The organism is Streptomyces sp. NPDC002926, assembly GCF_053591755.1.
Genome location: NZ_JBSFUK010000032.1, coordinates 17,363 through 42,154, shown reverse-complemented (window position 1 = coordinate 42,154; position 24,792 = coordinate 17,363). Strand labels below are relative to the sequence as shown.

Below are 24,792 nucleotides of genomic sequence, written 5' to 3'. Positions count from 1 at the left end.
CCGGTTATTGGTTCGGTAAAGAAACACCAGTCCGGCCTGTTCCCGGCTGCCCCGGAGACGAAAGGATCCCCCAGGAGAACTCGACTACAGAAGGGGGAGTTCTACGTGAGACGCACAGCAGTGCTCGGCTCGGCCGGCACTCTGATCGCGGGCACCCTCATAACGGGCGCGATCGTGGCTCCGGCGGCCAACGCCGAGAGCCGCCAGAGCGGTTGGTCCGAGGCCCGCGGCGCTCAGGTGGCCGCGGCGCGGGCCGCCAAACGGGGCATCGACTGGGCGGACTGCCCGGCGGACTGGGGTTTCGCCAAGCCCATCCAGTGCGGCTGGGTGAGCGTGCCGCTCGACTACGCGCGGCCGAACGGCAAGCAGATCAAGATAGCCGTCGACCGGATCGGCAACACCGGCACCAAGGCAGAGCGCCAGGGCGCCCTGGTCTACAACCCGGGCGGCCCCGGTGGCTCGGGCATGCGCTTCCCGACCCGGGTCACGAACAAGAACCCGCTCTGGGCCAACACCGCGAAGGCGTACGACTTCGTGGGCTTCGACCCGCGGGGCGTCGGCCACTCGACGCCCATCTCCTGTGTCGACCCGCAGGAGTTCGTCAAGGCGCCGAAGGCCGACCCGGTGCCGGACAGCGAGGCCGACAAGCGCGCCCAGCGCAAGCTCGCCGCGGAGTACGCGGACGGGTGCGCCGAGCGCAGCGGCTGGATGCTGTCGCACATGACGACGCCGAATACCGTGCGCGACCTGGACGTCATCCGGGCCGCCCTCGGGGAGAAGAAGCTCAACTTCCTGGGCGTCTCCTACGGCACGTACATCGGCGCGGTCTACGCGACGCTGTTCCCGGGCCATGTGCGCCGGATGATCGTCGACAGCGTGGTCAACCCCTCGCGCGAGAAGATCTGGTACGAGGCCAACCTCGACCAGGACGTCGCCTTCCAGATGCGCTGGAACGACTGGAAGGCCTGGGTCGCCAAGAACGACGCGACCTTCCACATCGGGGACACTCCCGAGAAGGTCGAGCAGCAGTGGCTGAAGCTGCGGGCCACCGCCAAGAAGAGCCCGCTCGGCGGGGTCGTCGGACCGGCGGAGCTCATCAGCTTCTTCCAGAGCGCGCCCTACTACGACTCCTCCTGGGCGCCCGTCGCCCAGACCTGGAGCAAGTACGTCGCCGGTGACACCCAGGCACTGGTCGACGCCGCGGCGCCCGATCTGTCCGACACCGCGGGCAACATCGCCTCGGAGAACGGCAACGCCGTCTACACGGCTGTCGAGTGCGCGGACTCCAAGTGGCCGACCAGCTGGAAGAAGTGGGACCGGGACAACACCCGGCTCCACAAGGACTACCCCTTCATGACGTGGGCCAACGCCTGGATGAACCTCCCGTGTGCCACCTGGTCGTCCAAGCAGCAGACCCCGGTCAACGTGAAGACGGGCAAGGGCCTGCCGCAGGTGCTCATCGTGCAGTCCACGCGTGACGCCGCCACTCCCTTCGACGGCGCCGTCGAGCTGCACAAGCGGCTCAAGGGCTCGCGTCTGATCATCGAGAAGGACGCCGGCTCGCACGGTGTGACCGGCCTGGTCAACCCGTGCATCAACGGGCGGGTGGACGCCTACCTGCTCAGCGGCAAGCTGGACGGCAGCGATGTGACGTGCACTCCGCACGCCACGCCGAAGCCGTAAGGCGCAGTGTTACGGGGAGGGGCGGCCGGTCACGGCCGCCCCTCCTTGTCGCTTGCGGATCTCAGCAGCGCCGGCCGCCGTTCCGCGGCCGCCGTGCAGTCGGCCGTACGCAACGCAGCGCCCGGCGCACGGTCCGGGGCCGTGCCCGCCGGTCCAGCGGGGCGGATCAGCTCGGCGTATGTCCCCGATCGCTCACCGCGCTCCCCCTCAGCCAGGAGTCCTCCGCCGCGTAGTCGAACCAGTCGTCCTTGTACTTCACGAGTCCGCTGAAGATCTCGCGCCAGTCGCGGCCGTCGAGCTGCCGGGCGAGCCACTCGACGGTCGTCGGCAGCGATTCTGCATAGCCGGTGACGGCTCGGTACCCCAACTCCCGCTCCGCCGCCCTCATGTCGTACACGATCGGATGGTCCAGCCCCCACGGAGTGAGACCCACCGCGCCCACCGGCGCCGGTCCGTCGATGAGGACGGTCTCGCTTCTCACGCCGAGCGCCGCGTCCACTCCCGCGCTGATCTCCGCGACCGTCGGCACGTCCGGATCACCGGCGTTGAGCACCCTCGCGCCCGGTATTGCCGCCGCCAGCCGGATCAACTCGGCGAGATTGCCGACATGGACGGGGTGGAAGCGGGACTGCCCGTTGTACGCGAGGACGCGCACCGGGCGCCGGTCCAGCGCTCGCTTCACGAAGAACAGTTCGCGCGGACCACGGCAGTGCATTCCGTGGATGGCGCCCGCGCGCAGCAGGGTCACCGGCAACTCGTCGCCCGCCGCCAGCAGTTCCCGCTCCAGCGCCACCTTGCGGGTGCCGTACGTCGCCTCTGAGGGCGTCACGACCCGCTGCGACTCCGGAATCGGCACCGGATAGCGCGGAAAGCCGTCGGGCGCGTCCTGGGTGTCGAAGTTACGGCCCCGGTCGTCTTCGTACACCGCGCCGCTGGAGATCACGACCGCCGAGCCGATCCGGTCGGAGAGAGCCCGCAACTGCCGTGCGTGGCCCTGTCCGTAGGCGACCATGTCCACCAGCACGTCGCAGCCGTCGCCGAGCGCGGCGGCCAGAGCCGCGTCGTTCTCCCGGTCGACCCGGACCACCTGTACGTCCGCGGGCCACCGCTCGTCCCGGCCGCCGCCGCGCGAGGCCGCCCGTACCTCCCAGCCGTCCGCGGCGAGCGCGGTCACCGCCGCCCGTCCCACCTGTCCTGTCGCACCGAGCACGAACACGCTTCCTCTGGTCATGGAAGGCACGCTAGGTGCGCGGTGGATGCCGGGCCAGGCCTCTTCGCCGAGCGCAGATTCGCTCTCAGCCTCGTCGTCGCGGGAACTTCTTCGGCTGCTCCAGTTCCGCCTTCACGTCGGCGGCGTAGCGGTCCACGTACTCCTGGCCCGACAGCTCGAGGATCGCGTACATGATCTCGTCGGTCACGGCGCGGATGGCCGCCTTCTCGTCCTCCATGCCCGCGTACCGAGAGAAGTCCATCGGCTCGCCGAAGCGGACGGTGACCCGTTTGATCTTCGGCATGACCTGTCCGGGCGGCTGGATCTCGAACGTCCCCACCATCGCGCACGGCACCACCGGCACCTGCGCCTTGAGCGCCATCACCGCGACACCGACCTTGCCCTTGTAGAGACGGCCGTCGTGCGAGCGGGTGCCCTCGGGGTAAATTCCCAGCAGCTCGCCCTTGCTCAGCACTCCCAGCCCCTCGCGGATGGCCGCCTTGCCCGCCTCCTTGCCGGAGCGGTCCACCGGGATCTGCCCCGCGCTGCGGAAGAACGCGGCGGTCAGCCGGCCCTTCAGGCCCGGGCCCGTGAAGTACTCGGCCTTCGCGAGGAAGGTGATGCGCCGCTTGATGATGGCCGGCATCAGGAAGTGGTCCGAGAACGAAAGATGGTTGCCCGCGACGATCGCCGCGCCCTCCGCGGGGATGTGCTCGAGTCCCTCGATCCTGGGCCGGAACAGCAACCGCAACAGCGGCCCCAGAATGACGTATTTGAGCACGTAATAGAACAATGGGGCGCTCCTCACTCCGCGGAACCGGCTCCAGGGCTGCGTTGTGCCAGGTCATCAGGTATGCCGGGGGAGGGTCAGTCTAGGTGCAGTCGTCACCGGGTGTAAGCGTCTGGGACCGGACAGATACTGACTCAATGAGGGCTCAACTCCGAAGATCCTGATGCTATGTCAGATCTTCCGGTGCCCTTCGGCCGGTGCCCTTCGCCGCGGCCGAGGCACCCGCGCCGGCGCGGCCCCGGGCTCCGTGGCACGTCAGGCCTGGTGACGGCACGTCATAGCTGTCGGGCGGGCGAATCGCCGCGCCCGTACGCGCTACCCCGGCGGCGCGGCCACTTGCCTGCGCCGGCATCGAAAGGTGCTCTGGCCCTGTGCCCGGCCCGACCGTGCGTCGGGCCCGAGCCCCTGGAGTACTCGATGCACCGCACTGCCACGTTCGCCGCAGCCGCCATCATCGCCCTCTCGGCCGCTGCCCCCGCAGCGGCCTCGCCCGCGCATACCGCCGCCGAGGTGCCCATGCCCGCCGAGGGCCTGCTCCTGACCGTGTCGGGTTCCGAGGACACCTGGATCCGCGGGGTCCTGCTGCAGTGCCCGGCGCAGGCCGACGGACCGCACCCGCACGCCGGTGCCGCCTGCGCGGCACTCTCCGCGGCCGACGGAGACCTGGACGCGCTGCCCGGCGATCCGCGACCGTGCGACAGAAGGTTCGACCCGGTCACGGTCAGTGCCACCGGCACCTGGCGCGGCCTCCCCATCGCCTGGCACAGGACTTATCCGAACGCGTGCGCGCTCGACGTGGCGACCGGAGTCGTCTTCCGCTTCTGAGGCCCCCTGGTCAGCCGGTGCGGGACGCGACCACCCCGATCGTCACCAGACCGAGCACAACCCAGCCGAACCAGAGCCAGCCATTGCTTCCCAGTGCTGCCGTGTAGGCCGTCACGACCACCAGGGTCCCGACGGTGAGCACTCCCATCGCCTTCGTGGATCCGGACATGCGCGCCCTCCTCCGACGGCCACGGCCGTCGGAATCATCGTCACCCGGGAGGAGGGCTCCGCGCTACTGCCCGCGCGCCTGGAGCGAGGCGAGATATGCGTTGTACGCCTCGAGCTCCTTGTCCCCATTGCGGTCCGCGGCCCGGTCCGACCGCCTGGCCTGCCGCTGCTCGGAGCGGTACCACTGGAAGACCAGCGCGATCAGCACCAGTACCGAGGGGATCTCGCTGAACGCCCAGGCGATACCGCCCGCAGCGTTCTGGTCGGTGAGCGCGTCGATACCGAGCGAGGCCGGGGGATTCTCGTACGCCTTGATCATCGGCTCGGTCGCCATCATCAGCGCGATACCGAAGAAGGCGTGGAACGGCATGCCGGCGAAGAGCTCCAGCATGCGCATCACATAGCCGGGCCGGTGCGGCCCCGGGTCCACGCCCATGATCGGCCAGAAGAAGACCAGGCCCACGGCAAGGAAGTGCACCATCATCGACGCGTGCCCCGTCCTGGACCCCATGAGGAAGTCGAAGAGAGGGGTGAAATAGAGCGCGTACAGGCTCGCGATGAAGAGCGGGATGGTGAAGGCGGGGTGCGTGACGATGCGCAGGTAACGGCTGTGCAGCAGGGCCAGCAGCAGCTCGCGCGGCCCCTTTCGGCCCCGGCCGGCGACCGGCAGCGCGCGCAGCGCCAGCGTCACCGGCGCGCCGAGCAGCAGCACGATCGGCGAGAGCATGCTGATCACCATGTGCTGCATCATGTGCACGCTGAACATGACCATGCCGTAGTCATTGAGCCTGGTGCACATCACCAGCGCGACGCTCAGTACGCCGAGTGTGAAGAAGACGGTGCGGCTGACCGGCCACCTGTCGCCGCGCCCGCGCAGCCGCAGCACGCCCCAGCCGTAGAGAGCCAGCCCCAGCAGACAGCCGGCCAGGAAGAACGGATCCGGTGAGTACTCGAGCCCTCGCCCCAGCGTGAACGGCGGCAGATCCATCGTCATGCCGTGCCCGCTGTGATCCATCTGCGCACTCCCGCCGGAACGTTCCTTGATGCCGACCGGATCTGTTTCGTACCGGTTGTCCGCACCAGGGTAGAACTGCCCCCGGCCGCGGCTGCGACCGGGGGCAGTTCATTCACACATGTACCAAAATCAGAGCACGCACTCGGCCTCGGCGTACCGCTCGGACGGGACGGTCTTCAGCGTCTCCACGGCCTGCGCCAGCGGCACCATGGTGATGTCCGTGCCGCGCAGCGCGGTCATCATGCCGAACTCACCGCGGTGCGCCGCCTCAACGGCGTGCCAGCCGAAGCGGGTCGCGAGCACACGGTCGTACGCGGTCGGGGTGCCGCCGCGCTGCACATGCCCGAGGATCACCGCGCGGGCCTCCTTGCCGAGCCGCTGCTCCAGCTCGACGGAGAGCTGCTGCGCCACGCCCGCGAAGCGCTCGTGTCCGTAGATGTCCTTGCCGCCCTCGTTGAACTCCATCGAGCCCTCGCGCGGCTTGGCGCCCTCCGCGACCACGACGATCGCGAACTTCTTGCCGGCCGAGAACCGCTCGCCCACCCGCTCGCTCAGCTCGCCGATGTCGAAGGGCCGCTCCGGGACGACGATGGCGTGCGCGCCCGCCGCCATACCGGAGTGCAGCGCGATCCAGCCGGTGTGCCGCCCCATGACCTCGACGATCAGCACCCGCTGGTGCGATTCGGCGGTGGTCTTCAGCCGGTCCAGCGCCTCGGTCGCCACACCGACGGCGGTGTCGAACCCGAACGTGACGTCGGTCGAGGCGATGTCGTTGTCGATGGTCTTCGGCACGCCGACGATCGGCAGCCCGCTCTCGGAGAGGAGGTTGGCCGCCTTGAGAGTGCCTTCACCGCCGATCGGGATGATCGCGTCGAGGCCGAGCTCGGCGACATGCCCCTTGGCCCGCTCCACGCCGTCGCGCAGATGCGCGGGCTGGACCCGGGAGGAACCGAGGATCGTGCCGCCGCGGGCCAGGATGCCGCCCACCGCGTCAAGGTCGAGCTTGCGGTAGTCGCACTCCAGAAGGCCCTTCCAGCCGTCGTGGAAGCCGATGACCTCGTCGCCGTGATCGACGACGGCTCGGTGTACGACGGAACGGATGACGGCGTTCAGACCGGGGCAGTCGCCACCGGAGGTGAGCACACCAATGCGCATAGCCCGAAATACCTTTGCAACGTGGGCCGGTTCCCGGACCACGTCGTCCGGCAGGATCCCCGCCACCCTACCGGCGCAAGGTGGCGGGGCCGAACCGGGCGTCCGACTGATGGACGGCAGCTTGCCGTCCGGCGGGTGTCGGGCGGGTCTCAGGCGGGCTGCGTCGCGGACGCGATGCGCTCGGCGCGCAGCGCCTCGTACCACCGCTCGTCGGTCGGCGGCAGCGCGTTCACATCGAGGGCCAGCTTCAGCAGCAGGTCCGCGATCTGCGGATTGCGGGCCATGACCGGGCCGTGCATATAGGTGCCGAAGACGGTGTCGTTGTACGCGCCCTCGGTGCCGTCGCCGGTGCCGTTGCCCCGGCCGAGCTGGACCCGGGCGAACGGCCGGGCAGAGGGGCCGAGGTGGGTGATGCCCTGGTGGTTCTCGAAACCGGTCAGCTGCGGCAGGCCCAGTCGCGGGTCGATGTCCGCCAGTACGTCGCCGACGCACCGCTCGCCGTCACCGCGGGTGGAGACCACGTCGATCAGGCCGAGCCCCGGCTCGCGCTCGCCGAGGTCGTTGATGAACTCATGGCCGAGGATCTGATAGCCGGCGCAGACCGAGAAGATGATCGCTCCGTTGGCGGCGGCCCGGCTGAGTCCGCCGTCGCGGCGCAGCCGCTCGGCGGCGAGCCGCTGCGGCCGGTCCTCGCCGCCGCCGATGAGATAGATGTCTCCGGACGTCGGGATCGGCTGGTCGCTGCGTACGTCGATACGCATCACGTCCAGGCGGCGCTGGCGGGCCCGGCGCTCCACGACGAGGGCGTTGCCCTGGTCGCCGTAGGTGCTCAGCAGGTCCGGGTAGACCCAGACCAGACGCAGGCTGTTGTCGCTCATGCTCGTAAGTCCTTTTCGGGGTCCGCGGGTCAGTTGCCGACGCGGCGGCGCAGGTCCTGGAAGGCGGTGTAGTTGGCGATCGCCTCGATCCGTCCGGGCGGGGCGAGCTGAACCGCCTCGTCGACGGACTCGCACACCCGGAAGTCCAGGCCCGCCACCTCCAGACGCACGGCGAGGTCCAGCTTGCGGTCGCCGATGACGAAGATCGGATGCCCGGCGAGCCGGGTGTAGTCGACGTCCCAGAGCCAGGAGGTGTCCGTGCCGTCGGCGCCGCGGGCGTTCACGGAGAGGATGACCGGGGTCGGCGGCGGGTCGATCAGCGAGAACGTCTCCAGCCAGCCGGCCGGGTTCTTCGCGAGCAGCAGTCGCAGATCGCGGCCCAGGAAGCTGACGACGTCGTACCGGCCGGCGACGGCCTGCACGGAGTACATGCGCTCCAGCGCGACCTGCGGCGGCACGCCGAAGCAGGCGGCGACCGCGGCGGAGGTGGCGGCGTTCGCCTTGTTGGCGCGGCCGGGCAGCTGGAGGTGGATCGGCCAGGCGGAGCCGTGCGGGTCCAGGACGTGGTCGCCGCTGAGTACCCAGCTCGGCGCGGGGCGGCGGAAGCCGCACTCGCCGCAGAACCAGTCGTCGCCGGGGCGCTGCATCACACCGCCGCAGGACGGGCAGGACCAGGCGTCGTCCTTCCACTCCTGCCCGGCGGCCACCCACACCACGTTGGGGGAGGAGGACGCGGCCCACACGATCAGCGGGTCGTCGGCGTTGGCGATGACCATGGCCTTCGTACCGGACAGGCCCTCACGCCACTTCTCGGCGAGCATGCGGGTCTCGGCGGCGCGGTCCAGCTGGTCGCGCGAGAGGTTGAGCAGCGCGATCGCCTTGGGCGTCACATCACGGGCGACGCCCGCGAGGTACTTCTCGTCGACCTCGATCACACCGAATTTGGCGTCCGATCCACCGGCCAGCGCGGAGGTGATGCCCGCGGGCATATTGGCGCCGAGCGCGTTGGAGACGACCGGGCCGCTGGCCCGCAGCGCCTCGGCGATCAGCCGGGTCGTGGTGGTCTTGCCGTTGGTCGCCGACACGAGGACGACGTCCAGGTGCTGCGCCAGCCGCCCCAGCAGATCGGGGTCGAGCTTGAGCGCGACCCGGCCGCCGATCACCGATCCGCTGCCGCGTCCGGCGGCGCGCGATACCGCCGCTGCGGCCTTGCCTGCCGTCACGGCCAGCTTGGCGCGCGGCGTCAGGGGCTCCGAGTTGCCTGACATCGTCCTTGATCCTCCTTGCATCGGTCGGGCTCAGCCTATCGATGTCCTGTCTGCCGCCCGCACCTCGGCACCGTCGGAAAACGTGGAGGTCCAGGCGGAACGTACGCTTACGGCCATGCGAAACCGGCCGATCCCCGGCAGTTCCGGACTCGTGAGGGCCATGAGCCTGCTCGGAGATCCGCTGCTGCACGCCCCCTGCGAGACCGTCACCGACTTCTCTCCCGCGCTGTCGAGGCTGATCGAGGACATGTTCGCGACGATGTACGCGGCCCAGGGAGTGGGCCTCGCCGCGAACCAGGTCGGGATACCGCTGCGGGTGTTCGTCTACGACTGCCCCGACGACGAGGACGTCCGTCACCTCGGACACATCGTCAACCCGCGTCTGGTGGAGGCGGACGGTGTCACGGTGCGCGGCGCGGAGGGCTGTCTGTCGCTGCCGGGCCTCGAAGCCGGTACGGAGCGTTTCGACCACGTGGTGGTGGAGGGTGTGACGGCGGACGCGAAGCCGGTACGGGTCGAGGGCAGCGGGTTCTTCGCGCGGTGCCTGCAGCACGAGTACGACCACCTGGAGGGGACGGTCTACACGGACCGTCTCAGGGGCTGGCGCCGGGCCAGGGCGCTGCGCGCGGCCCGGCGGGCGGGCTGGGGAAGCGCCACCTGACCGGCCGTCAACAGCCGACGGCCGGCAATCGGCTCTCGGCGACCGGCTCTCGGCGACCGGCCGTCGATGCCGCTCGGCCCGTCAGAAGACCGGGCCGCCGGCGCGGTCGCCGGCCGCGGCCAGCCGGCCCCAGAGCAGATCGGCGAGGCTGCGCACCAACTCGGCGCGGGAGCACGGGCGTTCGCCGAGCCACCAGTCACCGGCCGCGTGCATCATGCCGACGATGCCATGGCCCCACACCCGGGCCAGCTGTTCGCTGCCGGGTCCCAGGTCGACCCGGTCGTAGATCACTTTCGCCAGCTCCTCGCCGAGCCGGCGCAGCAGTGGCGCCGAGTGGCGGCCGACGTCGAAGCCGGCCTCCGACGGCTGGGCGTCCTCGGCCGGATGCATCAGGAAGCGGTAGACCTGCGGCCGTGCCTCGATCGCGGCGAGGTAGGTGTCGAGAGTCGCCTCGACCCGCTCGCGGCGGTCGGCGGGAGCGTCCACCGCTGCCCGCAGGGCGTCCAGCAGGGCGTCGGTGTGGCGCTTGGCGAGCGCACGGTAGAGGCCGCCCTTGTCGCCGAAGTGCCGGTACAGGATGGGTTTGGTGATGCCCGCCTCGGCGGCGATGGCGTTCATGGAGGCCTGCGGGCCGTCCCGGAGCACCACCCGGTCCGCGGCTTCGAGCAGCTCCCGGCGCCGCTGGTCGGCCGACCGTTGCTGGCCGGCTGCGTGCTGTGTGGTCTCCATAGTTTGTTTCTCCCCGCCCGAACGATTGCGTGACGCCTGCGCAACGTAACACCATGCCCGCGTGTACAGGGGATCGGGCAGTTGCCGGTTGACACGGGCTACTCGCCAGTAACAGACTGATGTTACCGTTAGTAACGTGCAGCGCTGGAGGCGAACATGGCCGAGTTCACGCTCGAACTCAACGACGACCAGAAGCAGGTCCGCGATTGGCTGAACGGTTTCGCCAAGGACGTGATGCGCCCGGCCGCCGCCGAGTGGGACGAGCGTGAGGAGACCCCCTGGCCCGTCATCCAGGAAGCGGCCAAGGTGGGAATCTACTCCCTCGACTTCTACGCCCAGCAGTACGTCGACCCGACCGGTCTCGGCATCCCGATGGCGACGGAGGAGCTCTTCTGGGGCGACGCCGGCATCGGCCTTTCCATCGTCGGTACGGGACTTGCGGCCGTCGGTGTCCTCGCCAACGGAACCGAGGAGCAGATCGGCACCTGGATTCCGCAGATGTACGGCGACGTGCACGATGTGAAGGTCGCGGCCTTCTGCTCCTCCGAGCCGGACGCCGGCTCGGACGTCGGCGCGATGCGTACGCGCGCGGTGTACGACGAGGCCAAGGACGAGTGGGTACTCAACGGCACCAAGACCTGGGCGACCAACGGCGGTATCGCCAACGTCCATGTCGTGGTCGCGGTCGTCGACCCGGAGATCGGCTCCAAGGGCCACGCCTCGTTCATCGTGCCGCCGAACACCCCCGGTCTCTCGCAGGGCCAGAAGTTCAAGAAGCACGGCATCCGCGCCTCCCACACCGCCGAGGTGGTGCTGGAGGACGTACGCCTTCCCGGGCACTGCCTGCTCGGCGGCAAGGAGAAGCTGGACGAGCGCCTGGCCCGGGCGGGCGAGCGCGCCAAGTCCGGCGGCGAGCGGGTGAAGAACGCGGCCATGGCCACCTTCGAGGCGTCCCGGCCCGCGGTCGGCGCGATGGCGGTGGGCACCGCCCGCGCCGCGTACGAAGTCGCACTCGACTACGCCATGACCCGCACCCAGTTCGGCCGCCCGATCATCGACAACCAGGGCATCGCCTTCCAGCTGGCCGACATGCGCACCCAGATCGACGCGGCGCGACTGCTGGTGTGGCGCGCCTCCTGGATGGCGGTGACGGGCAAGCCCTTCAACTCCGCCGAGGGCTCCATGTCCAAGCTGTTCGCCAGTGAGACCGCCAAGAAGGTGACGGCGCAGGCCATCCAGATCCTGGGCGGCAACGGCTACACCCGTGAGTACCCGGTGGAGCGCATGCACCGCGACTCCGCGATCTACACGATCTTCGAGGGCACGAGCGAGATCCAGCGCCTGGTGATCGCCAGAACCCTCTCTGGCATGCCGATCCGCTAGCGCGGTCGGTTCTTCCCCCGGTCGGAAGGAGCTTGACCAAGCTCCTTCCGACCGGGGACAGAGCACAGCAAGCCCCGTCCTGCGGTCGAGGACGCAGGACGTCAGGCGGAGAGCAGCGCCTCGATCGCGGCGACGACCTCGGGGGCCTCGGGCTCGGTGCGCGGGCGGATCCGTGACACGACCGCGCCGCCCTTGCCGATCAGGAACTTCTCGAAGTTCCACTGCACGTCGCCGGACTCGCCCTCGCTGTCCGCGACCTTCGTCAGCTCCGCGTACAGCGGGTGCCGGTCCGCGCCGTTCACCTCGGTCTTCTCCAGCATGGGGAAGGTCACACCGTATGTGGCCGAGCAGAAGGACTCGATCTCCTGCGCACTTCCCGGCTCCTGGCCCGCGAACTGGTTGCACGGCACACCCAGGACCGTGAAGCCCTGCTCGCCGTACTGCTTCTGCAGCCGCTCCAGGCCGGCGTACTGCGGGGTCAGACCGCACTTGGAGGCGACGTTCACCAGCAGGACCGCCTGGCCGCGGTAGTCGGCCAGGGAGGTGGGCTCGCCGGTCAGCGTGCGCAGCGGGATGTCGTACAGGGTCATCGGGTTCTCCTCGGTGGCGGGCAATCGATGTTCATTGTGGACCCCGGGGACGCGGTGCCACGAAGCCGGTCGGCCCCGGGGAGTCGGCCGAGGGTGACGTCGGTATGGACCGCGACCGGGGACCCGCTGCTCCTCGCCGGCGCCGGCCCCGGGGCCCATGGACCGCTTCAGCCGCCGAGCGGTCTGAAGAGCCCTTCCTGCACCACCGACACCAGCAGCCTGCCCTCGCGGTCGTAGATACGGCCACGAGCCAGTCCCCGGCCGCCGGTCGAGATCGGGGACTCCTGGTCGTACAGGAACCACTCGTCCGCGCGGAACGGCCGGTGGAACCACATCGCATGGTCCAGCGATGCCATGTCGAAGCCGCGCGGACCCCAGAGCGGCTCCACCGGGATACGGACCGCGTCCAGGAGCGTCATGTCGCTCGCATACGTCAGTGCGCAGGTGTGCACCAGCGGGTCGTCGCCCAGCGGGCCCACCGCGCGCATCCACACCGCGCTGCGCGGGTCCGCCTCCTTGATCTCCTCCGGGGTCCAGCGCAGCCGGTCGACATACCGGATGTCGAAGGGCTGACGGCGCTCCATCCGCTCCAGCGCCTCGGGGAGGGCGCCGAGATGCTCACGGATCTCGGTGGTGACCGAGGGCAGGGACTCGGGGTCCGGGAATTCCAGGCGCGGCGGCAGCTGATGCTCGATGCTGCCTTCCTCCGGCCGGTGGAAGGAGGCGGTCAGATTGAAGATGGTCTTGCCCTGCTGCACGGCGGTGACCCGGCGGGTGGTGAACGACCGGCCGTCCCTGACCCGTTCGACTTGATAGACGATGGGCACGCCGGGGATTCCCGGCCGCAGGAAGTACGCGTGCAGCGAGTGCACGGGCCGCTCGCCGTCCGTCGTACGCCCGGCGGCGACCAGGGCCTGGCCCGCCACCTGCCCGCCGAAGACCCGTTGCAGGGACTCCTCGGGGCTGCGACCGCGGAAGATATTGACCTCGATCTGCTCCAGGTCGAGCAGATCGACCAGGCGCTCGGCCGGGTTCGTCATCAGGTGTTCTCCAGTGTTCAGGGCCGGCCGGGTCAGAGCTGGCCGACGGCGGTGACGCGTACGACCGCGAGGCCTTCCTCGTCGGAGGCAGCGAGATCGACCTCCGCGCTGATTCCCCAGTCATGGTCGCCGTTCGGATCGGCGAAGATCTGCCGGACGCGCCACAGGCCGTGCTCCGCGTCCTCCTCGATCAGCAGCAGCTTCGGCCCGCGGGCGTCGGGACCGGTGCCCAGCTCCTCGTACTCGTCCCAGTACGCGTCCATCGCCTCGCCCCAGGCGTCCGCGTCCCAGCCCGACTCGGCGTCCAGCTCGCCGAGTTCGCCGACCTTGTCCAGCGCGGCCAGCTCGACCCGACGGAACATCGCGTTGCGCACCAGGACCCGGAAGGCGCGGGCGTTGGCGGTGACCGGCTTGACCTGGTCGGCCTTCTCCTGTGCCTGCTCGGCCGTCTCGATCTCCGGGTTGGCGAGCTGCTCCCACTCGTCCAGCAGGCTGGAGTCGACCTGGCGCACCATCTCGCCGAGCCAGGCGGTCAGGTCCTCGAGGTCCTCGGACTTCAGATCGTCCGGGATGGTGTGCTCCAGCGCCTTGTACGCGCCCGCGAGGTAGCGCAGCACGATGCCCTCGGTGCGGGCCAGCTCGTAGAAGGAGGTGAACTCCGTGAAGGACAGGGCCCGTTCGTACATGTCACGGATGACGGACTTCGGCGAGACGGGATGGTCGCCGACCCACGGGTGGCTCTTGCGGTAGACGTTGTACGCGTGCCACAGCAGCTCTTCCAGCGGCTTGGGGTACGAGACGTCCTGCAGCCGCTCCATCCGCTCCTCGTACTCGACGCCGTCCGCCTTCATCAGCGCGACCGCCTCGCCGCGCGCCTTGTTCTGCTGGGCGGCGAGGATCTGGCGCGGATCGTCCAGCGTGGACTCCACCACCGAGACCATGTCCAGGGCGTACGAAGGCGATTCGGGGTCAAGCAGCTCGTAGGAGGCCAGCGCGAAGGTGGACAGCGGCTGGTTGAGCGCGAAGTCGTGCTGGAGATCGACGGTGAGGCGGACGATGCGGCCCTCGGGGTCGGGTGTGTCGAGCCGCTCGACCACGCCGCCGTCGAGAAGCGAGCGGTAGATGGCGATCGCGCGGCGAATGTGGCGGAGCTGGTTCTTGCGCGGCTCGTGGTTGTCCTCCAGGAGACGGCGCATCGCGTCGAAGGCGTTTCCCGGCCGGGCGATGATCGACAGCAGCATGGTGTGCGTGACCCGGAAACGGGAGGTCAGCGGCTCCGGGTCGGAGGCGATGAGCTTCTCGAAGGTGGTGTCCGACCAGGCGACAAAGCCCTCGGGCGCCTTCTTGCGGACGACCTTGCGGCGCTTCTTCGGATCGTCTCCGGCCTTCGCGAGCGCCTTGTCGTTCTCGATGACATGCTCGGGCGCCTGGGCGGCGACCAGTCCGGAGGTGTCGAAGCCGGCGCGGCCCGCGCGGCCCGCGATCTGGTGGAACTCACGGGCACGCAGGGTGCGTACACGCGTGCCGTCGTACTTGGTCAGTGCCGTGAACAGCACGGTACGGATGGGGACGTTGACACCGACCCCGAGCGTGTCCGTGCCGCAGATGACCTTCAACAGGCCCGCCTGGGCTAGCTTTTCGACCAGCCGCCGGTACTTGGGAAGCATGCCGGCGTGGTGGACGCCGATGCCGTGCCGTACATAACGGGAGAGATTGCGGCCGAACTTGGTGGTGAACCGGAAGCTGCCGAGCAACTCGGCGATCCGGTCCTTCTCCTCGCGCGAGCACATGTTGATGCTCATGAGCGACTGGGCGCGCTCCACGGCCGCCGCCTGTGTGAAGTGCACGATGTAGACCGGCGCCTGCTTGGTCTCCAGCAGTTCGGTCAGCGTCTCAGTGATCGGCGACCGCCGGTACTCGTAGGAGAGCGGGACCGGGCGGCTCGCGGAGCGCACTACCGAGGTGGGACGGCCGGTGCGTCGGGTCAGGTCGCCCTCGAACCGGGAGACGTCACCGAGCGTCGCCGACATCAGGATGAACTGCGCCTGCGGCAGTTCGAGAAGCGGGATCTGCCAGGCCCAGCCGCGGTCCGGCTCGGCGTAGAAGTGGAACTCGTCCATCACGACCTGGCCGATATCGGCGTCCTTGCCGTCACGCAGCGCGATGGAGGCCAGCACCTCGGCGGTGCAGCAGATCACCGGGGCATCGGCGTTGACGGACGCGTCGCCCGTCAGCATCCCGACGTTCTCCGTGCCGAAGAGCTTGCAGAGGTCGAAGAACTTCTCGGAGACCAGCGCCTTGATCGGCGCCGTGTAGAAGGTGACCTTGTCCTGAGCCAGCGCCGTGAAGTGCGCACCCGCCGCGACCAGGCTCTTTCCCGAGCCGGTGGGAGTGGAAAGGATCACATTGGCCCCGGATACCACCTCGATCAGCGCCTCCTCCTGAGCCGGGTAGAGCGTGATGCCCTGGCCTTCGGCCCACGAGGAGAAGGCTTCGAAGAGGGCATCGGGGTCGGCATCCGGCGGCAGCTGATCAATAAGGGTCACGCACCCATCTTGCCTGCCTTCCGCCCGGATCAGGGAACCGGGCGACGGCGACAAGATCATGGGCGATATGCTGCGCTGTCAACTGGGCTTCACCACAAGAGCAATGGGGCGGGAACGCACATGATGGGACCGGCGCACTCTCTGTCCGGGGCGGCTGCCTGGCTGGGGGTGGGCGCGGCGACCGCCGCCGCCGGCCACCCGATGCCGTGGCCTGTCCTCGTCGTCGGAGCGCTGATCTGCGCGGGTGCGGCACTCGCGCCCGACCTCGACCACAAGGCGGCGACGATCTCGCGGGCCTTCGGGCCCGTCTCGCGCGGACTGTGCGAGGTCGTGGACAAGCTGTCGTACGCCGTCTACAAGGCGACGAAGAAGCCCGGCGACAAGCGCAGGACCGGCGGCCACCGCACACTCACCCACACCTGGCTGTGGGCGGTACTGATCGGCGCCGGCACCTCGGCGCTGGCGATCACGGGGGGCCGGTGGGCGGTCCTCGCGATCCTCTTCGTCCACCTGGTGCTCGCGGTGGAGGGCCTGCTGTGGCGGGCCGCCCGGGTCTCCAGCGACGTACTGGTGTGGCTGCTGGGCGCCACCAGCGCATGGATCCTGGCGGGAGTGCTGGACAAGCCGGGCAACGGCGCGGACTGGCTGTTCACGGCCCCGGGCCAGGAGTACCTGTGGCTCGGCCTGCCGATAGTGCTGGGCGCCCTGGTGCACGACATCGGCGACGCGCTGACCATCTCGGGCTGCCCGATCCTGTGGCCGATCCCGGTGGGCCGCAAGCGCTGGTACCCGATCGGCCCGCCGAAGGCGATGCGGTTCAGGGCGGGCAGCTGGGTGGAACTGAAGGTGCTGATGCCGGTGTTCATGCTGCTCGGGGGAGTGGGCGGCGCGGCGGCGATGGGCTACATCTAGCGTTCCGCGGTGCTCACCCGTGCCAGGAACGCCACAGTGCCGCGTACGCGCCGTCGGCCGCCACCAGTTCGTCGTGGCTGCCCAGCTCGCTGATCCGGCCCTCTTCCACCACCGCGATCACATCCGCGTCGTGCGCGGTGTGCAGGCGGTGAGCGATCGCCACCACCGTGCGGCCGTCCAGGACCCGGGACAGCGAGCGCTCCAGATGCCGTGCGGCACGCGGGTCGAGGAGCGAGGTCGCCTCGTCCAGGACCAGCGTGTGCGGGTCCGCGAGGACCAGGCGGGCCAGTGCGATCTGCTGGGCCTGGGCCGGGGTCAGGGCGAGGCCGCCCGAGCCGACCTCGGTGTCCAGGCCGTCGTCGAGACTCCGTGACCAGGAGGCCGCGTCGACCGCGCCGAGCGCCGCCCACAGCTCCGCGTCGGACGCACCGGTACGAGCCAGCAGCAGGTTGTCGCGCAGCGACCCCACGAAGACGTGGTGCTCCTGGTTGACGAGCGCTACATGTTCCCGAACGCGCTCCGCGGGCATCCGGGACAGCTCGGCCTTGCCGAGGGTGACCTGTCCCGCCCGCGGCGCGTAGATACCCGCGAGCAGTCGGCCCAGCGTCGACTTGCCCGCGCCGGACGGACCGACCAGGGCCAGCCGGGTGCCCGGCGCCACGCTCAGGGACACCTGGTGCAGCACGTCCACGCCCTCGCGGTAGCCGAAGTGCACCTCGTCCGCGCGCACGTCGCGTCCGTCCGGACTGACCCTGTCGTCGCCCGCGTCCGGCTCGATCTCCCGGACGCCCACCAGCCTGGCCAGCGACACCTGGGCCACCTGCAGCTCGTCGTACCAGCGCAGGATGATCCCGACCGGGTCGACGAGCATCTGGGCCAGCAGCGCGCCCGTGGTCAGCTGACCGACGTCGATCCAGCCCCGCAGGACGAACCAGCCGCCGATCATCAGCACCGACCCGAGCACCGTGACATGAGTGATGTTGATGACGGGGAAGAGGACCGAGCGCAGATAGAGCGTGTAGCGCTCCCAGGACGTCCACTCCTTGACCCGCTGGTCGGAGAGCGCGATGCGGCGAGCGCCGAGGCGATGCGCCTCGACGGTCCGGCCAGCGTCGACCGTCTCGGCGAGTACGGCGGCGACCGCCGCGTAACCGGCCGCCTCCGAGCGGTACGCGGAAGGCGCCCGCCTGAAGTACCAGCGGCAGCCCACCACCAGCAGCGGGGCGGCCACCAGCACCGCAAGTGCCAGCGGCGGCGCAGTCACCGTGAGACCGCCCAGCAGCAGCACCGCCCACACCACGCCGATGGCGAGCTGCGGCACGGCCTCACGCATGGCGTTGGCCAGCCGGTCGATGTCGGTGGTGATACGGGAGAGCAGATCGCCGGTACCGGCCCGCTCCAGCACGCCCGGCGGCAGGCCGACCGACCGCACGAGGAAGTCCTCACGCAGATCGGCCAGCATCTCCTCGCCGAGCATCGCGCCGCGCAGCCGTACCAGCCGTACGAACACGGTCTGGACGACGAGCGCGAGCGTGAACACCGCGATGGTGCGCTCCAGATGGAGCTCGCGCGCCCCGTCCGTCAGCCGCTCCACCACCGAGCCGAGCAGATACGGGCCCGTCATGGAGGCGATCACCGCGATCGCGTTGACGGCGATCAGTGCGACGAAGGCGCGCCGGTGCCGGTGCAGCAGCTCGCGCACATAGGACCGTACGGTCGCGGTACCGCCGACGGGCAGCGTCGTCGCCGACTCCGGTGCCGCCGGGTCGTACTGAGGCGGTGCGATTCCGATCATGCCGACCCCTCGATCTCCGCGAATGCTTCCAGTCCGGCGGCTTCGGGCGCCTTCAGCCGCTCCTCGGCCTCGTCATCCGTCTCACGGGTGACGACGGCCCGGTAACGCGGCTCGGTGCGCAGCAGCTCCCGGTGCAGGCCGACGGCCACCACCTCGGCGTTGTCCACCAGCACCACCCGGTCCGCGAGGTCCAGCAGCAGCGGCGACGAGGCGAGGACCACGGTCGTACGGTCCGCGCGCAGGCGCTTGACGCCCGCCGCCACCCGCGCCTCCGTGTGCGAGTCGACGGCCGATGTCTGCTCGTCCAGGACCAGCACCTCGGGGTCGGTGACCAGCGAACGGGCCAGCGCGAGTCGCTGCCGCTGGCCACCCGACAGGGACCGGCCGCGCTCGGTGATCCGTGTGCCCATCGGGTCGCCGGCGGTGTCCACCGACGCCTGGGCGAGAGCGTCCAGCACATCACCGCACTGGGCCGCGTCGAGCGCGTCCTCGGCGGACACCTGGCCGGAGGAGGGGACATCGAGCAGCTCCCGCAGAGTGCCGGAGAGCAGCACCGGATCCTTGTCCTGTACGAGGACGGCGGCACGGGACTCCTCCAGCGCCAGCTCGTCCAGCGGCACGCCGCCGAGCAGTACGGACGTGACCTGGTCCGCCTCGGCGGCCGGATGCCCGCCGAGGCGTTCGGCCAGCACTCCGGCGGCGTCCGGGTCACCGCACACCACGGCGGTGAACCGGCCGGCCGGAGCGAGAACACCGGTGACCGGGTCGTACAGATCACCGCTGGGGCGGCCGTACGCGACCCCGGACGGCTCCGTCGTGCGGCGCAGTGCCAGCACCCGGGCCGCCCGCTTCGCGGAGGGCCGGGAGAAGGAGAAGGCCATGGCGATCTCCTCGAAGTTCCGCAGTGGGTAGTGCGTCAGCAGCACCGCGCTGTAGACGGTGACCAGCTGGCCCACCTCGATGCGGCCGTCGAGTGTGAGCTGCGCGCCGTACCCGACCACCGCGGTCATCAGCAGACCGGGCAGCAGCACCTGGATCGCGGAGATCAGCGCCCACATACGGGCGCTGCGGACGGCGGCCCTGCGCACCTCCTGCGACGCCCGGCGGTAGCGGCCGAGGAACAGTTCCTCTCCGCCGATACCGCGCAGCACCCGCAGGCCGGCGACCGTGTCGGACGCCAGCTCGGTGGCCTTGCCCGCCTTCTCGCGCTGGATGTCCGCGCGCCGGGTGGCGCGGGGCAGCAACGGCAGTACGGCCAGGGCCAGTACCGGTATGCCGATCGCGACCATCAACCCGAGGGCGGGCTGGTAGATCACGAGACCGACGCAGACCACGATCAGCGTGGTGGCGGCCGCCGCGAACCGCGACAGCGCTTCGACGAACCAGCCGATCTTCTCCACGTCGCCGGTCGAGACCGCGACGACCTCGCCCGCGGCGACCCGGCGGGTCAGCACCGCGCCGAGCTCCGCGGTCCTGCGGGCCAGCAGCTGCTGGACACGGGCGGCCGCGGTGATCCAGTTGGTGACGGCGGTGCGGTGCAGCATCGTGTCGCCCAGCGAGACGGCCGCGCCGAGCAGTGCGATCAGCCCGCCCGCGTACGCCAGCCGCTCGCCGGAGCGGTCCACCACGGCCTGGACGGCCAGGCCCACCCCGAGCGGCAGCCCGGCGATGCCGAGCTGGTGCATCAACCCCCAGAGCAGGGCCTTGAGCTGACCGCCCAGCTGATTCCGACCGAGCCACAGCAGAAAATGGGTGCCGGACCGGACGTCGGGATCGCCTGGATCGGGATACGGAAGATCGCGAATCTGCATGACGTCCCAGTGCTCGAAAGTGTGGCCCAAACCGTGCAAGGTTCGCCTTTCGAAGCCCTCCGCGGCAATCGAATATTGCGGAGGGGGACACAGAACGCGCCAAGATCCAGCCACTCGCTCTGGCGCACCTGACCTGCCGCACGCTTCACTCCTGACGCATGAAGAAACAGATCATGTCCATGATCGCGGGACTGACGCTGGCGGCGGGATCGCTGCTCGGTGCCGGACCCGCCGCCGCGGCCGATACGCCGCCCGAGGAGTTCGGCACCGACTGGCACGACCCGGTCACCGCCGCGCCGCCCGTCGCCCGCCCACGGGCGAAGTCCTGCCAAGTGACCCTCGCCGAGGCGCAGTTCCGCGATTTCACGCCGTACAGAGGGAGTTACGCACCGCCGAAGGGATGCGGCGAGCGCTGGAGCAAGGTGGTGCTGCGGCTCGACGGGAGCGTCAAGGGACGGCAGTACGACCGGCTCGGTCATCTCAGCGTCGGCGGCGTGGAGATCCTGCGCACCTCAACGCCGCAGCCCTCGCCGGACGGCATCGCCTGGTCGGTCGAGAAGGACGTCACGCGCTACAGCGACACACTGCGCCGCACCGGGCCGGTCGAGATGTTCATCGGCAACGTCGTCAACGAGACCTACACCGGCGTCTTCGACGTCAAGGTCACACTGACCTTCTACGCGGCCGGGCGCGCAGCGCAGCCGGCGGCGCCGGCCGACGAGGTGCCGGACAGGGTGCTTGCCCTGGACGGTACGTCGCTCACCACTCCGCGCAACTCCCGGCGGATCCTTGCTGAGGTGTACGCCACCGGGTCCGGTGGCGGCTGCGAGGAGTACTGGTATCTGACCGTCCCGGACGCCGCCCCGTACTCGTGCAAGGCCGCGGGCGGTCCTTACCGCGAGGTGCAGATCAGCGTCGACGGACAACTCGCGGGAATCGCCGCGCCGTTTCCGACGGTCTGGACGGGCGGCTGGTCCAACCCCTTCCTCTGGTACGTGATTCCGGGGCCGCGCGCCTTCGACATCCAGCCGATCCGGTACGACCTCACGCCCTTCGCCGCGCAGCTCAACGACGGCCGGCCGCACCGCGTCGAGGTGTCCGTCGTCGGAGTCCCGGCCGGCCGGACCGGCTGGAGCACGCCCACCAATGTGCTGGTATGGCAGGACAAGGGGAGCGACGTCGTCACCGGCGCGCTGACCCGTCACGAGGAGGGCGCGCCCGTCAACTCGGTGACGTACACGCCCGGTTCGGAGCACCGGCTCGACACCGAGGGCGGTCACCGGCTCACCGTGGCCGGTCACCTCAACACCTCGCGCGGTCGCGTCGCGACGACCGTGACCCGTGTGCTGGGCAACACCTCCGTACACCGCTGGACCGAGGGCGAGAACCTGGACGCGCTGGCTGGCACCTGGACGGACGACGAGACGGTGACCAGCGGACTCCGGATCACGGCCGCACATCGGACGTACACGATGGACGGAGTCACCACGCTGGGCGCGGGCGACCGGCTGCGTACCGTCCTCACTCTCGGGGACAAGGCCGACACCGTCGTCGCACAGCGCGGGAAGCGGTCGGCCCGGACGCGGCTCGACGACACGTACAGCGGCGATGCGACCTACACCGCCAATGTCCCGCGCGACCAGCGGCACGCGGTCGGGACGACGGCTGAGCGCTACCGGCTGTACGGCTCCGGTGGCTGCTACGACCGCGGCCTGCGGACCGTCCAGGGGACGGTGACCGAGGACCGGCTGCGCTGCTGAAGCGGGCACGGCTTCACAGGCAGCGCGTCGGCCGCGCGGAGCGGAGCCTGCCGGTCGCGGAACCCTGTGCGGGGCGGAGCCTGCCGGTCGCGGCATCCTGTCGGGTGACGGCGTCCGCTCCGCACCGGGACACAGAGCCTCCGGCATCGGCCCAGCAGCGCATGGCGCGGTGCCATCGCCTGCTTCAGCAGCGCGGCCCCGGGCCGTCGACCAGGGCGGACAGCAGACCGCCGAACACCTCGCGCTGTTCGGCGGTCAAGGGGGCCAGGATGTCCTCCGCGGCCGCGCGGCGCGCGCTGCGCAGCGCTCTGAGCGTGGCGCGGCCGGTGTCGGTGAGCTCGATCCGGGTCACCCTGCGATTGCTCGGATCGGGGACGCGGCGGACGCAGCCGCTCGTCTCCAGGCCGTCGACCAGGCTGGTCACGGCGCGGGGCACCACTTCCAGACGCGCGGCGAGATCGGCCATGCGCGGCGGCTCGTCGTAATGCGCGACGGTGCGCAGCAGCCGGGACTGCGCGGGCGTGATCGCGATGTCGGCCGACTCCAGCTGCCGCTTCTGACTGCGGTGGAGTCGTCGCGTCAGCCGCAGCAGTTGCTCCGCCAGCAGGCCGTCGGCGTCGGATGCCCCGGAAGATGAGTACAGCATGCCGGAACAATATCAGGAGCAGGCTCATTGTGAATATAGGTAACAGTGAGCTAAGCTCTCCAAATCTTTGCTGAACTGCCCCTGTCCCACCCCGCCTCAGCCCCTGTCGAAGGAGCCCATGCACCCCGAACCCGTCACCTGGACACCCCCGCCCACGGACCCGGAGCAGCCGCCCGCCGAGGTGCGGCGCATCCTCCGGCTCTTCCGTCCCTACCGCGGCCGGCTCGCGATCGTCGGGCTGCTCGTCGGCGCGGCGTCGATCGTCTCGGTCGCCTCGCCGTTCCTGCTGCGCGAGATCCTGGACACCGCCATCCCGCAGGGCCGTACCGGGCTGCTCAGTCTGCTCGCTCTCGGCATGATCCTCACCGCGGTGATGAACAGCGTCTTCGGTGTGCTCCAGACGCTGATCTCCACCACTGTCGGCCAGCGCGTCATGCACGACCTGCGCACCGCCGTCTACGCCCAGCTGCAGCGTATGCCGCTCGCCTTCTTCACCAGGACCCGCACCGGAGAGGTCCAGTCGCGCATCGCCAATGACATCGGCGGGATGCAGGCGACGGTGACCTCCACCGCGACCTCCCTGGTCTCCAACCTCACCGCCGTGGTCGCCACCGTCGTCGCGATGCTCGCGCTGGACTGGCGGCTCACCGCCGTCTCGCTGCTCCTGCTGCCGCTGTTCGTCTGGATCAGCCGCCGGGTCGGCCGCGAGCGCAAGAAGATCACCACGCAGCGGCAGAAGCAGATGGCCGCCATGGCCGCCACCGTCACCGAGTCGCTCTCCGTCAGCGGCATCCTCCTCGGCCGCACGATGGGCCGGGCCGACTCGCTCACCACGTCCTTCGCCGAGGAGTCCGAGCGTCTCGTCGACCTCGAAGTGCGCTCCAGCATGGCCGGCCGGTGGCGGATGTCGACCATAGGCATCGTGATGGCCGCCATGCCTGCCCTCATCTACTGGGCCGCGGGCCTGGCGCTCCAGTCCGGCGGGCCCGCGATCTCCATCGGCACGCTCGTCGCCTTCGTCTCGCTCCAGCAGGGCCTGTTCCGGCCCGCCGTGAGCCTGCTCTCCACCGGAGTGCAGATGCAGACCTCGCTCGCTCTCTTCCAGCGGATCTTCGAATATCTGGACCTGCCGGTGGACATCACGGAGCCGGCCGAACCGGTCCGCCTCGAAAAGGTCCGCGGCGAAGTGCGCTTCGAAGACGTCGACTTTGCCTACGAGCCGAAGCAGGCGCGGCCGACCCTCGACGGGATAGACCTCACGGTGCCGGCCGGTGGCAGCCTCGCCGTCGTCGGTCCCACCGGCTCCGGAAAGTCCACGCTCAGCTATCTCGTGCCCCGGTTGTACGACGTCACCGGCGGCCGGGTCACAGTCGACGGCGTCGACGTGCGCGACCTCGACTTCGACAGTCTCGCCCGGGCCGTCGGCGTCGTCTCCCAGGAGACGTACCTCTTCCATGCCTCCGTCGCCGACAATCTGCGCTTCGCCAAACCGGACGCCACCGAGGCGGAGATAGAGGCGGCCGCCCGCGCCGCGCAGATCCACGACCACATCGCGTCCCTGCCCGACGGCTACGACACCCTGGTCGGTGAGCGTGGCTACCGCTTCTCCGGAGGTGAGAAGCAGCGGCTCGCCATTGCCCGCACCATCCTGCGCGATCCGCCCGTCCTCATCCTCGATGAGGCGACCAGCGCCCTCGACACCCGTACGGAGCACGCCGTGCAGCAGGCCATCGACGCGCTCTCCGCAGGCCGTACGACCATCACCATCGCCCACCGGCTCTCCACGGTCCGGGACGCCGACCAGATCGTCGTTCTCGACGCCGGGCGCATAGCCGAGCGCGGCAGCCATGAGGAGCTGCTCGACCGGGACGGCCGCTACGCCGCTCTGGTGCGCAGGGACGCACAGTTGGCCCCCGTCGCACCCTGA

21 protein-coding genes are annotated in these 24,792 nt (G+C 70.0%); 7 read left to right on the top strand and 14 right to left on the bottom strand.

The features are described 5' to 3' along the window. Nucleotides 1–105: 105 nt before the first annotated feature. Entirely contained in the window at nt 106–1,683 is a 1,578-nt protein-coding gene (locus tag ACWDZ6_RS29250) for an alpha/beta hydrolase (protein ID WP_451505230.1), read from the top strand. Nucleotides 1,684–1,849: 166 nt separating this feature from the next. Here ACWDZ6_RS29250 and ACWDZ6_RS29245 read toward each other — a convergent pair whose 3' ends face one another. Together ACWDZ6_RS29245 and ACWDZ6_RS29240 are read right to left on the bottom strand one after the other, a co-directional pair. After that, nucleotides 1,850–2,914, bottom strand: a complete 1,065-nt coding sequence (locus ACWDZ6_RS29245) for an NAD-dependent epimerase/dehydratase family protein (RefSeq protein WP_451505229.1) — start codon at nt 2,912–2,914, stop codon at nt 1,850–1,852. Nucleotides 2,915–2,978: 64 nt separating this feature from the next. After that, nucleotides 2,979–3,686 (bottom strand): lysophospholipid acyltransferase family protein, encoded by a 708-nt coding sequence (locus tag ACWDZ6_RS29240; RefSeq protein ID WP_366732662.1) that lies wholly within the window; start codon nt 3,684–3,686, stop codon nt 2,979–2,981. Between the two features lie 414 nt (nt 3,687–4,100). Here ACWDZ6_RS29240 and ACWDZ6_RS29235 point away from each other — a divergent pair, with 414 nt between their 5' ends. Further along, a complete protein-coding gene (locus ACWDZ6_RS29235; protein WP_451505228.1) occupies nt 4,101–4,508 on the top strand; it encodes an SSI family serine proteinase inhibitor in 408 nt (135 codons plus the stop codon). A gap of 10 nt (nt 4,509–4,518) precedes the next feature. Here ACWDZ6_RS29235 and ACWDZ6_RS29230 read toward each other — a convergent pair whose 3' ends face one another. The 5 genes from ACWDZ6_RS29230 to ACWDZ6_RS29210 form a co-directional block, all read right to left on the bottom strand. Next, a complete protein-coding gene (locus tag ACWDZ6_RS29230) occupies nt 4,519–4,677 on the bottom strand; it encodes a hypothetical protein (protein ID WP_326648349.1) in 159 nt (52 codons plus the stop codon). A gap of 63 nt (nt 4,678–4,740) precedes the next feature. Further along, complete coding sequence (locus tag ACWDZ6_RS29225; RefSeq protein WP_451505227.1) at nt 4,741–5,691, bottom strand: cytochrome c oxidase assembly protein; 951 nt, start codon at nt 5,689–5,691, stop codon at nt 4,741–4,743. 129 nt (nt 5,692–5,820) lie between these two features. Continuing rightward, entirely contained in the window at nt 5,821–6,846 is a 1,026-nt protein-coding gene (locus ACWDZ6_RS29220; protein ID WP_366732665.1) for a 6-phosphofructokinase, read from the bottom strand. A gap of 149 nt (nt 6,847–6,995) precedes the next feature. After that, nucleotides 6,996–7,724 carry a type 1 glutamine amidotransferase gene (locus tag ACWDZ6_RS29215; protein WP_326648345.1) on the bottom strand — a complete coding sequence of 243 codons (729 nt, stop codon included), beginning with the start codon at nt 7,722–7,724 and terminating at the stop codon, nt 6,996–6,998. Nucleotides 7,725–7,753: 29 nt separating this feature from the next. Beyond that, a complete protein-coding gene (locus ACWDZ6_RS29210; protein WP_366732666.1) occupies nt 7,754–8,992 on the bottom strand; it encodes a Mur ligase family protein in 1,239 nt (412 codons plus the stop codon). A 115-nt stretch (nt 8,993–9,107) separates the two neighbouring features. Here ACWDZ6_RS29210 and def point away from each other — a divergent pair, with 115 nt between their 5' ends. Continuing rightward, a complete protein-coding gene (gene def, locus ACWDZ6_RS29205) occupies nt 9,108–9,653 on the top strand; it encodes a peptide deformylase (protein WP_451505226.1) in 546 nt (181 codons plus the stop codon). Nucleotides 9,654–9,734: 81 nt separating this feature from the next. On the opposite strand, the gene ACWDZ6_RS29200 is transcribed toward def, so the two are convergent. Beyond that, complete coding sequence (locus tag ACWDZ6_RS29200) at nt 9,735–10,382, bottom strand: TetR family transcriptional regulator (protein ID WP_366732668.1); 648 nt, start codon at nt 10,380–10,382, stop codon at nt 9,735–9,737. A gap of 156 nt (nt 10,383–10,538) precedes the next feature. Here ACWDZ6_RS29200 and ACWDZ6_RS29195 point away from each other — a divergent pair, with 156 nt between their 5' ends. Then, on the top strand, nt 10,539–11,765 hold the full coding sequence (locus ACWDZ6_RS29195; protein ID WP_366732669.1) for an acyl-CoA dehydrogenase family protein: 1,227 nt from the start codon (nt 10,539–10,541) through the stop codon (nt 11,763–11,765). Between the two features lie 101 nt (nt 11,766–11,866). Here the strand turns inward: ACWDZ6_RS29195 and ACWDZ6_RS29190 are convergent, their stop codons facing one another. The 3 genes from ACWDZ6_RS29190 to ACWDZ6_RS29180 all read right to left on the bottom strand — a co-directional run bounded on the left by ACWDZ6_RS29190 (nt 11,867) and on the right by ACWDZ6_RS29180 (nt 16,001). Beyond that, nucleotides 11,867–12,355: a glutathione peroxidase gene (locus tag ACWDZ6_RS29190; protein WP_451505225.1), complete on the bottom strand. Its 489-nt coding sequence runs from the start codon at nt 12,353–12,355 to the stop codon at nt 11,867–11,869. Between the two features lie 167 nt (nt 12,356–12,522). Further along, complete coding sequence (locus ACWDZ6_RS29185; RefSeq protein WP_326648338.1) at nt 12,523–13,395, bottom strand: acyl-CoA thioesterase; 873 nt, start codon at nt 13,393–13,395, stop codon at nt 12,523–12,525. Nucleotides 13,396–13,427: 32 nt separating this feature from the next. Next, nucleotides 13,428–16,001, bottom strand: a complete 2,574-nt coding sequence (locus tag ACWDZ6_RS29180) for a DEAD/DEAH box helicase (RefSeq protein ID WP_451505224.1) — start codon at nt 15,999–16,001, stop codon at nt 13,428–13,430. 60 nt (nt 16,002–16,061) lie between these two features. On the opposite strand from ACWDZ6_RS29180, the gene ACWDZ6_RS29175 reads away from it, so the two are divergent. Beyond that, complete coding sequence (locus tag ACWDZ6_RS29175) at nt 16,062–16,853, top strand: metal-dependent hydrolase (protein ID WP_326648336.1); 792 nt, start codon at nt 16,062–16,064, stop codon at nt 16,851–16,853. A 13-nt stretch (nt 16,854–16,866) separates the two neighbouring features. Here ACWDZ6_RS29175 and ACWDZ6_RS29170 read toward each other — a convergent pair whose 3' ends face one another. After that, complete coding sequence (locus tag ACWDZ6_RS29170; protein WP_451505223.1) at nt 16,867–18,648, bottom strand: ABC transporter ATP-binding protein; 1,782 nt, start codon at nt 18,646–18,648, stop codon at nt 16,867–16,869. Next, entirely contained in the window at nt 18,645–20,459 is a 1,815-nt protein-coding gene (locus ACWDZ6_RS29165; protein ID WP_451505243.1) for an ABC transporter transmembrane domain-containing protein, read from the bottom strand. The genes ACWDZ6_RS29170 and ACWDZ6_RS29165 overlap by 4 nt, the downstream gene beginning before the upstream one ends. A 158-nt stretch (nt 20,460–20,617) precedes the next feature. On the opposite strand from ACWDZ6_RS29165, the gene ACWDZ6_RS29160 reads away from it, so the two are divergent. Continuing rightward, nucleotides 20,618–22,219, top strand: a complete 1,602-nt coding sequence (locus tag ACWDZ6_RS29160) for a peptide-N4-asparagine amidase (protein WP_451505222.1) — start codon at nt 20,618–20,620, stop codon at nt 22,217–22,219. Nucleotides 22,220–22,403: 184 nt separating this feature from the next. On the opposite strand, the gene ACWDZ6_RS29155 is transcribed toward ACWDZ6_RS29160, so the two are convergent. Further along, a complete protein-coding gene (locus tag ACWDZ6_RS29155) occupies nt 22,404–22,865 on the bottom strand; it encodes a MarR family winged helix-turn-helix transcriptional regulator (RefSeq protein ID WP_351450512.1) in 462 nt (153 codons plus the stop codon). A gap of 118 nt (nt 22,866–22,983) precedes the next feature. Here ACWDZ6_RS29155 and ACWDZ6_RS29150 point away from each other — a divergent pair, with 118 nt between their 5' ends. Continuing rightward, the gene (locus tag ACWDZ6_RS29150; protein WP_451505221.1) at nt 22,984–24,792 is read left to right on the top strand and encodes an ABC transporter ATP-binding protein; all 1,809 of its coding nucleotides are present in this window, start codon (nt 22,984–22,986) and stop codon (nt 24,790–24,792) included.

Excerpts from the sequence above, each read along its gene's own strand:
- ACWDZ6_RS29200 (WP_366732668.1), bottom strand. The coding sequence starts at position 10,382 with ATGGAGACCACACAGCACGCAGCCGGCCAGCAACGGTCGGCCGACCAG.
- ACWDZ6_RS29175 (WP_326648336.1), top strand. The coding sequence starts at position 16,062 with ATGATGGGACCGGCGCACTCTCTGTCCGGGGCGGCTGCCTGGCTGGGG.
- ACWDZ6_RS29190 (WP_451505225.1), bottom strand. The coding sequence starts at position 12,355 with ATGACCCTGTACGACATCCCGCTGCGCACGCTGACCGGCGAGCCCACC.
- ACWDZ6_RS29155 (WP_351450512.1), bottom strand. The coding sequence starts at position 22,865 with ATGCTGTACTCATCTTCCGGGGCATCCGACGCCGACGGCCTGCTGGCG.
- ACWDZ6_RS29230 (WP_326648349.1), bottom strand. The coding sequence starts at position 4,677 with ATGTCCGGATCCACGAAGGCGATGGGAGTGCTCACCGTCGGGACCCTG.
- ACWDZ6_RS29170 (WP_451505223.1), bottom strand. The coding sequence starts at position 18,648 with ATGATCGGAATCGCACCGCCTCAGTACGACCCGGCGGCACCGGAGTCG.
- ACWDZ6_RS29165 (WP_451505243.1), bottom strand. The coding sequence starts at position 20,459 with ATGCAGATTCGCGATCTTCCGTATCCCGATCCAGGCGATCCCGACGTC.
- ACWDZ6_RS29235 (WP_451505228.1), top strand. The coding sequence starts at position 4,101 with ATGCACCGCACTGCCACGTTCGCCGCAGCCGCCATCATCGCCCTCTCG.
- ACWDZ6_RS29195 (WP_366732669.1), top strand. The coding sequence starts at position 10,539 with ATGGCCGAGTTCACGCTCGAACTCAACGACGACCAGAAGCAGGTCCGC.
- ACWDZ6_RS29160 (WP_451505222.1), top strand. The coding sequence starts at position 20,618 with ATGAAGAAACAGATCATGTCCATGATCGCGGGACTGACGCTGGCGGCG.
- ACWDZ6_RS29180 (WP_451505224.1), bottom strand. The coding sequence starts at position 16,001 with ATGATCTTGTCGCCGTCGCCCGGTTCCCTGATCCGGGCGGAAGGCAGG.
- ACWDZ6_RS29150 (WP_451505221.1), top strand. The coding sequence starts at position 22,984 with ATGCACCCCGAACCCGTCACCTGGACACCCCCGCCCACGGACCCGGAG.
- def (WP_451505226.1), top strand. The coding sequence starts at position 9,108 with ATGCGAAACCGGCCGATCCCCGGCAGTTCCGGACTCGTGAGGGCCATG.
- ACWDZ6_RS29185 (WP_326648338.1), bottom strand. The coding sequence starts at position 13,395 with ATGACGAACCCGGCCGAGCGCCTGGTCGATCTGCTCGACCTGGAGCAG.
- ACWDZ6_RS29215 (WP_326648345.1), bottom strand. The coding sequence starts at position 7,724 with ATGAGCGACAACAGCCTGCGTCTGGTCTGGGTCTACCCGGACCTGCTG.
- ACWDZ6_RS29220 (WP_366732665.1), bottom strand. The coding sequence starts at position 6,846 with ATGCGCATTGGTGTGCTCACCTCCGGTGGCGACTGCCCCGGTCTGAAC.
- ACWDZ6_RS29245 (WP_451505229.1), bottom strand. The coding sequence starts at position 2,914 with ATGACCAGAGGAAGCGTGTTCGTGCTCGGTGCGACAGGACAGGTGGGA.
- ACWDZ6_RS29210 (WP_366732666.1), bottom strand. The coding sequence starts at position 8,992 with ATGTCAGGCAACTCGGAGCCCCTGACGCCGCGCGCCAAGCTGGCCGTG.
- ACWDZ6_RS29225 (WP_451505227.1), bottom strand. The coding sequence starts at position 5,691 with ATGGATCACAGCGGGCACGGCATGACGATGGATCTGCCGCCGTTCACG.